Source organism: Caenibius sp. WL (assembly GCF_019803445.1).
Classification (GTDB): domain Bacteria; phylum Pseudomonadota; class Alphaproteobacteria; order Sphingomonadales; family Sphingomonadaceae; genus Caenibius.
Genome location: NZ_CP081844.1, coordinates 630,900 through 643,704 on the forward strand (window position 1 = coordinate 630,900; position 12,805 = coordinate 643,704).

A 12,805-nucleotide genomic window follows, 5' to 3' on the forward strand; every position below is an offset into this window, starting at 1 on the left:
GAATCACCGCATTTCCCAAGCTTGAACGGGGTTTCAGCCGGTGCCGCTGATCCTCTGCAAAGTGGCCAGCGCGTCGCGCAGGGCTTGCTGCGGATTGTTCTGCCCGGCGCGGTTGTGCCGTTCCGTCGCGATATTGGCGACCGGCGTTTCGGGCATCGGGATCGGGGTGGGCATCGCGGGTGTGTCAGCGGCCTGCGCGGGCGTGGGCGCAGGCGGCGCGGCATGGTGTGTGTGTGCCCGGGAAGCGAGAAGGGCCTGGGCCAACCGTTCGACCAGTTCGACGATACTGAGATCTTCGAACAACCGCTCGCCCAGCGGAGTGCAATGGCCGGAGGGCATAGGGCGGACGGTTTCCGGAACGGGCGCCACCGCGCGTGCCGCGTCTTCCGCTGCGTCGGCGTGATCAGCAGGAAAGGGCATTGCTGCGGGAGCGGCTGGGAGCGGAGGCTCTGCTTCGGCCGCCGCTGTTGCGGGTGCCTCCGGTTGCGGGGCTGTGGCAGGTGCGATTGGCTGTTCATCGGTGTGCGATGCGTCCGATAGAGCAAGCTCGTCGCTGGTCAGCGTGTCGGCGGCGATGAAGGATCGGCGGCGGCGCGGCGGCGGTTCGGCGATCGCTTCGGTTTCGGACGGCTGGGCCGGTTTCCGCGTGAAGCGGGCGATAGCGGCGAGAAGCGAGGCGCGCGGCGGTGCGGGCACGTCGTTCGTCTCATTCCTTGTTTCGTCCTGAGCGGACAGCGGCTCGCGCGGGGTTCTGCTCCGGCGAACGCGGGTGGTGATGCGGGGCGTGCCTGTATCCGCCCTGGCGCGGCGCGGTGTCCCGGCGATCATGCGGGCGATCAGCAACCCCACGGCCAGGCCGAGCCCGGCGGCCGCCAAGGCGATCAGCATGCGGGCGGTCATGCCCAGAGGCGGCGCGGCGGCCGGAACGAGAGCGGGCAGGCCGATCAGGCCCACCACGGTTTCGAGCAACCGCGCCGGCAGCACGAGGCAGGCGAGCCCGAACAGCGCGGCAAACCACAGGGCGGCCAAGGCTGCGAAAAGCGGATGGCTGCTGACGGGCGCTTTTGCGGGCTTGCCTCGCCGCGGTTTCGGCATTTTCTGCGCTCTGGTCACGATACTCCCCAATCGCTTTGGCCTTAATCACCCCGGCCATTTCCCGTTTCCGCCGAATCGCCCGGTCAGGCGGTGGCGGAGCAGGGCGGTGCTCCACGATCGGTTAGCAGCGTCTGGTAAACGTCTTCATAACGGCGGACATTCCGCGCCCAGTCATGCCGCTGCCGCACGTGCTGCTGGGCCCGTTCCCGCAAAGCCGCCCATTCACCGCGCTCGGCCAGCAGCGCACAGAGTGCGGCGGCGCAGTCTTGCGGATTGTCGGGGGCGAACAGCGTGCCGGTTTCCCCGTGGGTCATCAGTTCGCGGTGGCCGCCGACATCGGATGCTGCCACCAGTTTGCCCTGGACCATGGCTTCCAGCGGCTTGAGCGGCGTGACCAGTTCGGTCAGGCGGCTGGCCTTGCGCGGATAGGCCATGATGTCGGCCAGCGCATAATAACGTTCAACCTGATCATGCGGCACGCGGCCGACAAAGCGAATCGCTTCCCGGGCGGGGGAGGCATCCGCTCGCCGCTTGAGCATTTCGGCCATAGGGCCCCCGCCAACCAGCAGCAGCCGCGCATCCGCGTGGCTGGCGAGAATCAGCGGCATGGCATCGATCAGATCGTCGATCCCCTCATAATCGTAGAAGCTGCCGATGAAGCCGATCACCGGCCCTTCGCCAAGGCCCAGTTCGCGGGCCAGTGCGGCGTCGCGCGGGGCGGGGGTGCCGAACAGATCGAGATCGACGCCGTTGGGCATGATCCCGATCCGCCCCGGTTCGAACCCGCGCGCGATCAGATCGTCGCGCAGGCCATGGCAGATGGTCATCACGCAATCGGCCCCTGCAACCACGCGGTTTTCCAGTGCCCGGGTCAGGCGATACTTGATCGAACCTTCGCGCCCGGTGCCGTTGCCCACGGCGGCGTCTTCCCAGAAGGCGCGGATCTCGTAAACCAGTGGGATGCCGCGCTTGCGCGCAATCCGCAGCGCAGCCATGCCGTCGAGCGCGGGGGAATGGGCGTGGAGGATATCGGGTTGCCAGCTATCGCACAGCCTATCGATCGCGGCGGCCAGCAGGGTGATCTCGTTCCATTCCCGCAGCCCCGCGGGACCTCGCGCCGTGCCCGCCGTCCGATGGAAAGTCAGCCCCTCCACCGTCTCGGGCGCTCCGGCGGCAGGCCGGGGCGCGATATGGCGCAGACCGGTGATGCCCCGCACCTCCAGTCCGGCGGCCTGCTGTGCCTTCATGATGGCGCGGGTGCGGAAGGTATAGCCGCTATGCAGCGGGAGCGAGTGATCCAGGATATGAAGAATACGCGTCATGGCGTGGCCGGTCTTCTCATGATAACCTTAACGTGCCGTCAACCAGAGGTTGCTAGGCGGTGTCTTCCTGCTGGATACCGGGGAATACCCGCTTGATCGACTATTTCACCATCGGATTGACGCATGCCCTGCTGGCGCTCGCTGCCTGGCGGCTTATGCTGCGCGGCGATCTGGATAATCCAATCGCGCGGCGCAAGCGGCCGGCGCGCCCTGACGGGATAGCGGAAAGCGGCGGCCAGACGGGGCAGGGCGATGCTTGAACTGGCCTTGCTCGGCTTCTGGGCCGGGCTGATCGTGCTCGGTTTCAAACGGCCGTTCCTGTGGGTGGTGGCCTATATCTACGTCGACCTGTTCGCGCCGCAGCGGCTCGGTTGGGCTCTGTTGCCCTCGATTCCCCTGTCGCTGCTAACGTTCGCCGCCGTTTTCGGCGGATGGATCGCGCTGGACAACAAGGTGGGCAGCCGCTTCGGCGCCCGGCAGGGGCTGTTGCTCGCGCTGCTGCTCTATTGCGCGCTGTCTCTGACCTGGGCCGATTTTCCCGACGCCGCACACGACAAATGGTCCTGGGTATGGAAAGCGATGGTCTTCGCCATTTTCCTGCCCTTGACGCTGACCACCCGCCTGCGGCTGGAAGCGGTTGCGCTGACGATGGTGCTGACAGTGGGCGCGATCGCGATCAACGGCGGGATCAAAACACTGGGCGGCGGCGGCGGCTATGGCACGCTCTCGATCTTTTCGGTCAGCGATGACAGCGGGCTTTACGAAGGATCGATTCTGTCCACCGCGGCGATCTGCATCATTCCGCTGATTCTCTGGCTCAGCCGCAACGGCACGATCTTTCCGCCGGACTGGCGCGTGCGCCTGTTCGCCGGGGCGCTGATTTTCGCTTGCCTGCTGATACCGGTGGGCACGCAGGCGCGCACCGGGCTGTTGTGTGTTGGCGCGCTGGCGATTTTGCTGCTGCGCAGCGTACGCAACCGGTTTTTCTATTTCGCTGCTGCCGGGATCGCGCTGATGGTGGCGGTGCCGTTCCTGCCCGACAGCTTCACCGCGCGCATGGAAACGATCAAGGACCATAAAGCCGATCAGTCCGCCTCGACCCGGATCGCGGTGTGGAAATGGACGCTGGGTTATGTGAAGGATCACCCTCTGGGCGGCGGATTCGATGCTTATCGCGGGAGCAGTGTCGATTACCAAACCAGTTCAACCGTCAGCGATGGTAACACCACCGTGGTGGAGAAGCAGGAAGTGACGGAGCAGGGCCGCGCCTACCATTCGAGCTATTTCGAAATGCTGGGTGAGCAGGGCTGGCCGGGCTTTTTCCTCTGGATTACGCTCCATGCGCTGGGCCTGTTGCAGATGGAACGGATCTGGCGGCGCTGGAAAGGCAGTGAGGACGAGCGGCTGCGCTGGTATGCCACACTGGCCGGGGCGCTGCAGCAAAGCCAGATCATCTATCTGGTGGGGGCGCTGTTCGTGGGGATCGCGTTCCAGCCATTCATGTTCGTGATCGTCGGCCTGCAATGCGGCCTGTGGGCCCAATGTCGCGGCGATTTGCGGCGCACGGCTATCCGCAACGGGCGTGACCGGCGGGAACGGGCGCTTTCGCGCACCGTCGTGCTTCCGCAGGATAGTCCTTGAAGACCAACCGCTAAAGGCAACGGGGAATAGCGGGCCGGGAAACGAAACGCTTCCCCGGCCCGAAGCAGGCGTTCAGGCGACGGCTTTCAGCGCCCGCTGTGCATGCGTCTGCATCCAGTCTTCGACAATCGGGGCGATCTGATTGCGCCAGCGGCTGCCGTTGAAAATGCCGTAATGGCCCACTGTCTTGGCCATGTGGTATTTCTTCCTGGCGGCGGGCAGATTGACCGCCAGATCGAGCGCAGCCCTGGTCTGGCCGAGCCCGGAAATATCGTCACGTTCCCCCTCGACCGCGAGGATCGCCGTGTGGGTGATCTTGCCGAGGTCGATCTTTTTGCCCCGATGGTACAGTTCGCCCTTGGGCAGCGAATGACGCTGGAACACATGCTCCACAGTCTGGAGGTAGAATTCCGCGGTCATGTCGCAGACCGAACGGTATTCGTCGTAGAAAGTCTTGGTCGCGGCGGCGCTTTCCGCTTCCCCGGCCACGAGATGCTTGAACATCTCGTAATGGCTCATCAGATGGTTGCCGAGATTCATCGACATGAAACTGGCAAGCTGGAGGAAGCCGGGATAGACCCGCCGCCCGCCGCCCGGGTAATGCACCGGCACGGTGGCGATCACGTTGTTGCGGAACCACGCCAGCGGGCGTTCCTTGGCCAGCGTGTTGACCACGGTCGGCGAAGCGCGGGTGTCGATCGGGCCGCCCATCATCGTCAAGCTGGCGGGGCGGCAGGGGTTACCGTCCGCACCCATGATCGCTGTGGCGGCCAGAGCGGGAACGGAAGGCTGGCACACCGCCATCATGTGGGTGCCGGGCCCGAGGAATTCGAGGAATTCGATCACATAGTCGATGTAGTCGTCGAGATCGAACCGGCCTTCGGACAGCGGCACCGTGCGGGCATCGGCCCAGTCGGTGATATAGACTTCCGCTCGTTCGAGCATCCGTTCGACAGTGCCGCGCAGGAGCGTGGCGTAATGCCCGCTCATCGGGGCGACGATCAGCAGCTTCTGGGCGTTGGCCGGCAGGCCCGGATGGCGGAAGCGGAGCAACGATCCGAACGGCTTGGTATGCACCACCTGTTCGCTGACCGGATATTCCTGGCCATCCACGGTGACATGGTGAATGCCGAACGCCGGTTTGCCGCGCGGCGCGGCCGCGTGGGCGAACACATCCAGCGCCGCCGCCGCCACGCGCCCTACCCCGACATAGCCCAGCGGATTGGAAGGATTGGTGAGCAGTTCGGCCCCGATCGAGGCGATCGCACTGGCGCCGTTGAAATACGCGCGCTGCAGTTCGTAGAGGTTATAGAGCAAAAGCTGATTCCCCTGCATGATCCGGTCGTTGCCAGATTCGTGACATTCTGCATTGAATTTGCCGGTGTTGCAATGCAGCAGAATGCGATTTCTGTCCCCAGGTCCGATTTTTCTGTGCCTGAAACGGTCCCGGCCACGCTTAGGGCGTTGCCTATCGGGGCGCGCGGCCTTACTGGCGCCTACGATGGATTCAGCGCGAAATCTGCCTAAAACGCCACGTCGCGGGCTTTTCGCCCGGACCCGGCGCGATCCTGCGGTGGAAAACCCCGCGGCAGAAGGGGACGCGGTGGCCGCACCCCCGCCATCGCGCGATCTCGGGCCCCTGAAAATGGTGTGGCAGGCGGCGCTGGCCTATCCGGGGAAACTGGCGCTGGCGGGCGTGGCCTTGTGCATCACCGCCGCCGCGACGCTGGCCATTCCTTCCGGCTTTCGCCTGATCATTGACCGGGGCTTCGGTGCCGGGGGCGATCCGGCGGATATCTGGCGCTGGTTCCAGTACCTGCTGATCATCGTGGCGGTCCTGGCCATCGGCACGGCCTGCCGGTTCTATTTCGTATCGTGGCTGGGCGAACGGGTGGTGGCCGATATCCGGCTCAAGGTGCAGGCCAATCTGCTCCGCCTTGCCCCCGCCTTCTTCGAGGAAAACAGCCCCAGCGAAATCGCCTCGCGGATGACGGCGGACACCACGCTGATCGAACAGGTGGTGGGCACCACCGTTTCGGTGGCGTTGCGCAATCTGATCATCGCCATCGGGGGCACGGCCTATCTGTTCGTGCTTCTGCCGCAACTGGCCGCCGGGCTGCTGATTCTGATCCCGCTGGTGGTGGTGCCGCTGCGCCTGTTCGGCAGCCGATTGCGATCCGTCGCCCGCACCAGCCAGGACCGGGTGGCCGATATCGGCGCGATCGTGTCGGAATTGCTGGGGGCGATGAAGATCGTCCAGGCCTTCAACCAGGAAGCGCGCGAGAGCGAACGGTTCGCGGGTGCGGTGGAGCGAACTTTCGCCACCGCCCGGCGGCGCATCCTGATTCGTGCGGTGATGACCGCGATCATCATTTTCATGGTCTTCGGGGCAATCACCCTGCTGATGTGGCGCGGCGCCGTGGGGGTTGCCGAAGGAACGATCACCGGCGGCACGATTGCCGCGTTCGTGATTACCGGCGGCCTCGTGGCGGGCGCGTTTGGCGCGCTGACCGAAGTGTGGGGCGATCTGCTGCGCGGGGCAGGGGCGGCCAGCCGGTTGAGCGAACTGCTGCACATGAAGCCCGATATCGCGCCGCCCGCCCGGCCGCAGGATCTGCCGGTGCCGCCGCGCGGCAGCCTGGCGTTCCAGAATGTCACGTTCCGCTATCCCACGCGGCTGGAAACCGCCGCGCTCAAGGATTTCTCGCTGGTGATCGAACCGGGGGAAACGGTGGCCATCGTCGGCCCATCGGGCGCGGGCAAATCCACGCTGTTCCAGCTTGCCGAACGGTTCTACGATCCGCAGGGTGGCACGGTGCGGCTGGACGGGGTGCCCCTGACCAGCGCCGATCCGGCCGAAATCCGCCGCCGCATCGCCTATGTTCCGCAGGAAGGGGTGCTGTTCGCCGCCAGCGCACGCGACAATCTGCGCTACGGAAACTGGGATGCGAGCGACGATGCGATCTGGGACGCGGCGCACGCGGCCAATGCCGAAAGCTTCCTCAGGGCTCTGCCGCAAGGGCTCGACACATTCCTTGGTGAAGGTGGCGCGCGCCTTTCGGGCGGCCAGCGCCAGCGTATCGCCATTGCCCGCGCGCTGCTGCGCGATGCCCCGGTGCTGCTGCTGGACGAGGCGACCAGCGCGCTCGACGCGGAAAGCGAGCGGCTGGTGCAGCAGGCGCTCGACCGCCTGATGCGCGATCGCACCACGCTGGTCATCGCGCACCGCCTGGCCACCGTGCGCGCCGCCGACCGGATCGTGGTGATGGAAGGCGGCCAGATCGTCGAGCAAGGGCGTCACGGCGAACTGATCGCCGCAAATGGGCTTTACGCGCGGCTGGCCAATCTGCAGTTTCAGGGAATACCGGCGTGAAAGCCGGGCCGCGCATCCGGCTTCATGCGCGGTTCAGCGTTTCCTTTGGATGAGGGGCCCGTCATGATCCAGAATGCCTTGCTCAGGGCTTGTTGCACCGCGCTTGTCCTCGTTTCGCTTGTCCCCGCCGCCGCCTCTGCCGCCCAGGAAGGGGCCGCTGCGAAAACTTCGGGAAGCGGCAAATCCGATCCGAACAAGGCGGAAGCGAACAAGGACGCCGTTCCGCGGATGACATTCGGCACCTGGGGCATCGATCTGACCCAGATCGATCCGGCGATCCGCCCGGGGGACGATTTCTTCGGCCACGTCAACGCGAAATGGATCGCGAACAATCCGATTCCGGCGGAATTCAGCCGTTACGGCGCCTTCACCATGCTGGGCGAGAAATCGCAGCACGATGTCCGCGCCCTGGTGGATGAACTGGTCGCCAAAAAGCACAAGCCGGGCTCGCTCGACCGGAAAATCGTCGACGCCTATAACGCGTATCTCAATCAGGATGCGATCGATGCGGCGGGGCTTGCCCCGGCGCGGCCCTATCTTGCACAAATCGCCGCCGCGGACAGTCTGGCCAAGCTGGCCGAACTGTTCGGCAAGCCGGGTTTCCCGTCCCCCCTGGGGGCATGGATCGAAGTCGACGAGAAAAAGCCCGACAGCTATGCGGTGGGGCTCGGTGCCGGCGGGCTCGGGCTGCCTGATCGGGATTACTATCTCAAGACCGATCCCAAATCGCGCGAGATTCAGGACAAATACCGCACGTTCCTCGCCTTTCTGCTCGGCAAGGCGGGCTATCAGAAGCCCGAGGAAGCGGCCGCGGCGGTCTACGCGCTGGAATACCGGTTCGCCGAACTGGCTTGGGACCGGGCGGTTTCGCGCAATCGCGATCTGACTTATCACAAGCTGGCCCGGGCCGAAGTCGATGCGATGACCGGCGGTTTCCCGTTGCAGACGATGCTGGATGCGGCGGGCCTCGGCAAAGTGCAGGAATTTCTTGTCCCGCAACTGCCGCCGACGGCGGAAGAAGCGAAACGGCTGGGTCTCGACGCCGCGACGCTGGGCAAGATCGGCGGCGGATTGCCCGCGATGCTCAAGCTGCTGCCGGAAACGCCGGTAGCGACGCTACAGGCGTGGAGCGCGGCCCGTTTCCTGTCCGGCAGCGCGGATGTGCTGCCGCGCGATATCGATCAGGCTTCGTTCGAATTCTACGGCAAGACCCTGCGCGGGCAGGAAGAACAGCGCCCGCGTTGGAAACGGGCCATCAGCGCGACCGAGGGCCAGTTGGGCGAAGCCTTGGGCCGCGAATATGTCGCGCGCTATTTCCCGCCGGAGAACAAGGCGGAAATGGATGCGCTGGTCGGCAATCTGCGCAAGGCGCTGGCGCAGAGCCTGGCCGACAACGACTGGATGAGCGCGGAAACCAAGAAGGAAGCGCAGGCGAAGCTCGATCTGTTCACCACCAAGATCGGATATCCCGACAAGTTCAAGACTTATGACGGGCTCACGATCAGCCCGGTCAATCCGCTGGAAAACGGCGTCGCGGCGTCGGCGTGGAGCTGGCAATACGATCTTTCGCGGCTGGGCGGCCCGGTGGATCGCAGCGAATGGTTCATGCTGCCGCAGACGGTCAACGCCTACTACAACCCCTCGGTCAACGAGATCGTGTTCCCGGCGGCGATCCTCCAACCGCCGTTCTTCAACGCATCGGCCGATCCGGCGGTCAACTATGGCGCGATCGGGGCGGTCATCGGCCACGAAATCGGCCATGGTTTCGACGATCAGGGTGCCAAGTCCGATGGCACGGGGATGCTGCGTGACTGGTGGACGCCCAAGGATATGGCTGCGTTCAAGGAACTGGGGCAGAAGCTTGTCAAGCAATATGCGGGCTATTGCCCGATCGATGATGGCAAGATGTGCGTCAACGGCGAACTGACATTGGGCGAGAACATTGGCGATCTCGGCGGGCTCAGCCTTGCCTATCGCGCCTATCGTATGTCGCTGAACGGCAAGGAGGCCCCGGTGATTGACGGGTTGACCGGCGATCAGCGCTTCTTCCTCGCCTGGGCACAGGTCTGGCGTTCGACCAGCCGGCCCGATGCGCTGCGTCAGCAGTTGATGACCGATCCCCATTCGCCGGAGCAATATCGCGTCAACGGCGTCGTGCGGAACATGGATGCCTGGTACAAGGCATTCAACGTCCAGCCGGGCGATGCGCTCTATCTCCCGCCCGAACAGCGCGTGCATATCTGGTAACGGGCCTGTCCCTCTTTCCGGGCCCGTTCCCCGCATGCCTTACCCGCACCTATTCCCCTCCAATATTGGCTGATTCATGGACACCACGCTTACCGCTATCCTGCTTGGCATCGTCGAAGGGCTGACGGAATTCGTTCCGGTGTCTTCCACCGGGCACCTGATTCTAGCCACCGAACTGTTCGGTTACGACGCCAAGCAATGGGCGATGTTCAACGTGGTGATCCAGCTCGGCGCAATCCTGGCGGTCGTGGTGCAGTATTGGGGCACATTCTGGCGGGCCGGGATGGGGGTGCTCCGGCTCGAAGCGCAGGGCCTGGCTTTCCTGCGCAATATCCTGCTGGCGTTCCTGCCCTCGGCGGTATTGGGGCTGGCGCTGAAGGACTATATCGACATCATGCTGGGCAGCCCGTCGGTGGTGGCCTGGGCGCTGATCGCGGGTGGGATCGCGATCCTCGCCATCGAAAAGGTCGCCAAGACGGGCGATTATGTCGAAGTGGCCGACTTGCCGATGCGGCAGGCGCTGGGCGTGGGTCTGGCGCAGTGTTGTGCGATGATCCCTGGGGTCAGCCGTTCGGGCGCGACGATCATGGGCGCGCTGGCCATGGGCATCAACCGCAAGACGGCGGCGGAATTTTCTTTCTTTCTCGCCGTGCCGACGATGATCGGCGCCTCCACGCTCGAACTGCTCGACAAGGGGCACCAGCTTACCAGCGGCGAAGGTGTGGGCTGGAGCGAACTGGGCATCGGCTTCACCGTGTCGTTCTTCGTCGCGCTGGCGGTGATCCGTGCGTTCGTCGCCTATGTCAGCCGCTCGGGCTTCGCGCCTTTCGCCTGGTATCGCATCGTGCTGGGTATTTTTGCGGTGGGTTGGCTGACCCTGCGGTAAAAACGCAACATATCCTATGTTATGCGCCCTTGGCGCGGAACTTTTGACGCCACCGTGTTTTTCCGAAGCAAGGAGAATGCGAATGGCGATGGCCGTGATACTGCTGGTGGTGACGGGGGCGGCCCTCGGGTGGCTGGTATCCGTCGTCCGGCAGGTCGACGACTCTTATGAAATCGCCACCAACCTTGCCGTGGGCATGGTTGGGGCCGTGGTGGGCGGCATGATCCTGTGCCCGATGATCGGCGGTGCCAATCCCCTGCTCGGCATGTACGGCATGGCCACGCTAGTGCTTTCGTTCGGCACGGCCTGCGGTGCGCTGGCAGTGTTCCATATCGCGAGCACCCGGGCGATCCGGTAAAAGGCGCCGGGCACTGTTCCTGTCTTCAATCTCGAAGCGCTTCCGGTAATCCTCCGGAATATCGTGTGATCGCAGCTATTGCGGTGTCGCGGGTTTTTCCGTGTCATCCCGCTTTTGATCCGCAGTGGTGGCGGGTTTGGCGGGCGGATAGCGGCTTTCGATCATTTTCGCCGCTTCATCCAGCGCCCGCGCTTCCCCGATGCTTACTCCGCCCGGACCGGGCTCGTTGTCGGCATCGCCGCAGGCTGCGGTCAGCGCGGTGGTGAGAATGGCAAAAGCGATAAGGGCGGTAGGGTGGCGGTGTTGCATCGGCCCATCATAGTCTACGTGGCGCACAAGAAAAGCGGGCGAACCCGAAGGTTGCACCCGCTTCCTGTTTCCGTGCCCGGCCGAGGGCCAAACCGGAAAAACGCCTTATTCGGCAGCAGCGCCAGCAGCGGCGGCGTCGGCGGCCGCAGCTGCGGCTGCGGCGCCGGCGGCTTCCGTCGGATCGGTGGCTTCGGCGGTTTCGTCCGTCTTTTCGGCGGTTGCATCTGCCGGTGCCTGTGCGGCGTCGGTGGTCGCATTCGGGTCAGCCGCCGGTTCCTGGACGTTTTCGGTCATCGCTTCGTCCGCCGGCATTTCGACCGTGTCGGCCTGTGCATCTTCCGAGGCCTTGTCCGAGCTGCCGCACGCGGACAGCGCCAGAACGGTGACGGAAGCGAGCGCGGCATAAACGATCTTTTTCATCAGTATCCCTCTTCAATGGCATCATGGCCGCCTCTCGGACGGCAAGGCGCGCGATGCTAACGCAGGGATTCGCATCGCGCAAACTCAATTCGACTTGCAGATATAAAGTTATCTTTATATATAATCGCCAATGCAGATTGAATCGCTCCTCCGCGCTCTTTCCGATCCCAGCCGCCTGCGGATCATGCGTCTGCTTGCCAGTATGGAACTGGCGGTGGGGGAGATCGTGCAGGTCTTGGGGCAAAGCCAGCCGCGCATTTCCCGCCATGTGAAGATTCTCTGCGATGCCGGGCTGGCCGAACGGCACCGCGAAGGAAGCTGGGTCTATGTGCGCAGCCGGTTGAATGGGCACGGCTCCGCGCCGGGCAGCGCATTGGCCGCCACCACTGCCGCGCTGCTGTCCGCCGCCGAACAGGATGACAGCGCGTTTGCCGCCCAGTGCGCGGCGGACCGGGCGCGGCTGGCAGCCATCCGCGCGGCGCGTGCGGCGCGTGCGGCAGACTATTTCGCGGCGCGTGCGGTGGAATGGGACCAGTTGCGCGATCTGCTGTGCGATCCGGTGCGGGTGGAACAGGAACTGTGCCTGGCGCTGGGCGGCGATCTCGGCGTACTGCTCGATATCGGCACGGGCACGGGCCGGATTGCCGAACTGCTGTTCGCCCGCGCGGCCCATGTCACCGCGCTCGACCGCAGCCATGACATGCTGGCTCTGGCCCGGGCGCGCCTGCAGGATTTCCCGCCCGAACGGGTGGAACTGGTGCAGGGCGATTTCACCGCTCTGCCGTTTGCCGATGCCGTGTTCGACACGGTGACGCTGCATCAGGTGCTGCATTATGCGCAGATGCCCGAACGCGCGCTGGACGAGGCCGCCCGGGTGACGCGCCCCGGTGGGCGCATCGCGATCGTCGATCTTGCCCCCCACGGGCGGGAGGAACTGCGCGATGTCCATGCCCATGCCCGGCTTGGTTTCGCGGACGAAGCGATGGCCCACATGCTGGCCGAAGCGGGCTTCGCGCCGCATGTGCCGCGCACGCTGGATGGCGGCGACCTGACAATCAAGGTCTGGACTGCTACGCGCGGCGCGCTATCGGCGCGCAAGCAACCCATGCCATCCGGCTCTGCCCAAATTCCCTCGCTGTCCTTATAATCGATCC

Annotated in this window: 12 protein-coding genes; 7 read left to right on the forward strand and 5 right to left on the reverse strand. The window is 64.7% G+C overall.

Going from position 1 to position 12,805, the window contains the following annotated elements:
- Positions 1-33: 33 nt before the first annotated feature.
- Both K5X80_RS03110 and K5X80_RS03115 read right to left on the reverse strand, forming a co-directional pair.
- Complete coding sequence (locus K5X80_RS03110; RefSeq protein WP_222559399.1) at positions 34-1,113, reverse strand: hypothetical protein; 1,080 nt, start codon at positions 1,111-1,113, stop codon at positions 34-36.
- 65 nt (positions 1,114-1,178) lie between these two features.
- Complete coding sequence (locus K5X80_RS03115; protein ID WP_222559400.1) at positions 1,179-2,417, reverse strand: TIGR04063 family PEP-CTERM/XrtA system glycosyltransferase; 1,239 nt, start codon at positions 2,415-2,417, stop codon at positions 1,179-1,181.
- A 92-nt stretch (positions 2,418-2,509) separates the two neighbouring features.
- Here K5X80_RS03115 and K5X80_RS03120 point away from each other — a divergent pair, with 92 nt between their 5' ends.
- Together K5X80_RS03120 and K5X80_RS03125 are read left to right on the forward strand one after the other, a co-directional pair.
- Positions 2,510-2,677: a hypothetical protein gene (locus tag K5X80_RS03120; RefSeq protein ID WP_222559401.1), complete on the forward strand. Its 168-nt coding sequence runs from the start codon at positions 2,510-2,512 to the stop codon at positions 2,675-2,677.
- Positions 2,670-4,058 (forward strand): putative O-glycosylation ligase, exosortase A system-associated, encoded by a 1,389-nt coding sequence (locus K5X80_RS03125; protein WP_222559402.1) that lies wholly within the window; start codon positions 2,670-2,672, stop codon positions 4,056-4,058. The genes K5X80_RS03120 and K5X80_RS03125 overlap by 8 nt, the downstream gene beginning before the upstream one ends.
- A 72-nt stretch (positions 4,059-4,130) precedes the next feature.
- Here K5X80_RS03125 and K5X80_RS03130 read toward each other — a convergent pair whose 3' ends face one another.
- Positions 4,131-5,375 carry a polyhydroxyalkanoate depolymerase gene (locus K5X80_RS03130; protein ID WP_283249268.1) on the reverse strand — a complete coding sequence of 415 codons (1,245 nt, stop codon included), beginning with the start codon at positions 5,373-5,375 and terminating at the stop codon, positions 4,131-4,133.
- Between the two features lie 328 nt (positions 5,376-5,703).
- Here K5X80_RS03130 and K5X80_RS03135 point away from each other — a divergent pair, with 328 nt between their 5' ends.
- The 4 genes from K5X80_RS03135 to K5X80_RS03150 all read left to right on the forward strand — a co-directional run bounded on the left by K5X80_RS03135 (position 5,704) and on the right by K5X80_RS03150 (position 10,922).
- Positions 5,704-7,431 carry an ABC transporter transmembrane domain-containing protein gene (locus K5X80_RS03135; protein WP_283249269.1) on the forward strand — a complete coding sequence of 576 codons (1,728 nt, stop codon included), beginning with the start codon at positions 5,704-5,706 and terminating at the stop codon, positions 7,429-7,431.
- 63 nt (positions 7,432-7,494) lie between these two features.
- Positions 7,495-9,678 carry a M13 family metallopeptidase gene (locus K5X80_RS03140; protein ID WP_222559405.1) on the forward strand — a complete coding sequence of 728 codons (2,184 nt, stop codon included), beginning with the start codon at positions 7,495-7,497 and terminating at the stop codon, positions 9,676-9,678.
- A gap of 76 nt (positions 9,679-9,754) precedes the next feature.
- Entirely contained in the window at positions 9,755-10,564 is an 810-nt protein-coding gene (locus K5X80_RS03145) for an undecaprenyl-diphosphate phosphatase (protein ID WP_222559406.1), read from the forward strand.
- Positions 10,565-10,646: 82 nt separating this feature from the next.
- Entirely contained in the window at positions 10,647-10,922 is a 276-nt protein-coding gene (locus K5X80_RS03150; protein ID WP_222559407.1) for a hypothetical protein, read from the forward strand.
- Positions 10,923-10,997: 75 nt separating this feature from the next.
- Here K5X80_RS03150 and K5X80_RS03155 read toward each other — a convergent pair whose 3' ends face one another.
- Entirely contained in the window at positions 10,998-11,231 is a 234-nt protein-coding gene (locus K5X80_RS03155; protein WP_222559408.1) for a hypothetical protein, read from the reverse strand.
- A 105-nt stretch (positions 11,232-11,336) separates the two neighbouring features.
- Positions 11,337-11,651 (reverse strand): hypothetical protein, encoded by a 315-nt coding sequence (locus tag K5X80_RS03160; protein ID WP_222559409.1) that lies wholly within the window; start codon positions 11,649-11,651, stop codon positions 11,337-11,339.
- Positions 11,652-11,781: 130 nt separating this feature from the next.
- On the opposite strand from K5X80_RS03160, the gene K5X80_RS03165 reads away from it, so the two are divergent.
- Positions 11,782-12,798, forward strand: coding sequence for an ArsR/SmtB family transcription factor (locus tag K5X80_RS03165; protein ID WP_222559410.1), 1,017 nt, complete (start codon positions 11,782-11,784; stop codon positions 12,796-12,798).
- Positions 12,799-12,805 lie beyond the last annotated feature (7 nt).

Coding starts and splice junctions, on each gene's coding strand:
- K5X80_RS03115 (WP_222559400.1), bottom strand. CDS start 2,417: ATGACGCGTATTCTTCATATCCTGGATCACTCGCTCCCGCTGCATAGC.
- K5X80_RS03125 (WP_222559402.1), top strand. CDS start 2,670: ATGCTTGAACTGGCCTTGCTCGGCTTCTGGGCCGGGCTGATCGTGCTC.
- K5X80_RS03135 (WP_283249269.1), top strand. CDS start 5,704: ATGGTGTGGCAGGCGGCGCTGGCCTATCCGGGGAAACTGGCGCTGGCG.
- K5X80_RS03140 (WP_222559405.1), top strand. CDS start 7,495: ATGATCCAGAATGCCTTGCTCAGGGCTTGTTGCACCGCGCTTGTCCTC.
- K5X80_RS03145 (WP_222559406.1), top strand. CDS start 9,755: ATGGACACCACGCTTACCGCTATCCTGCTTGGCATCGTCGAAGGGCTG.
- K5X80_RS03150 (WP_222559407.1), top strand. CDS start 10,647: ATGGCGATGGCCGTGATACTGCTGGTGGTGACGGGGGCGGCCCTCGGG.
- K5X80_RS03155 (WP_222559408.1), bottom strand. CDS start 11,231: ATGCAACACCGCCACCCTACCGCCCTTATCGCTTTTGCCATTCTCACC.
- K5X80_RS03160 (WP_222559409.1), bottom strand. CDS start 11,651: ATGAAAAAGATCGTTTATGCCGCGCTCGCTTCCGTCACCGTTCTGGCG.
- K5X80_RS03165 (WP_222559410.1), top strand. CDS start 11,782: ATGCAGATTGAATCGCTCCTCCGCGCTCTTTCCGATCCCAGCCGCCTG.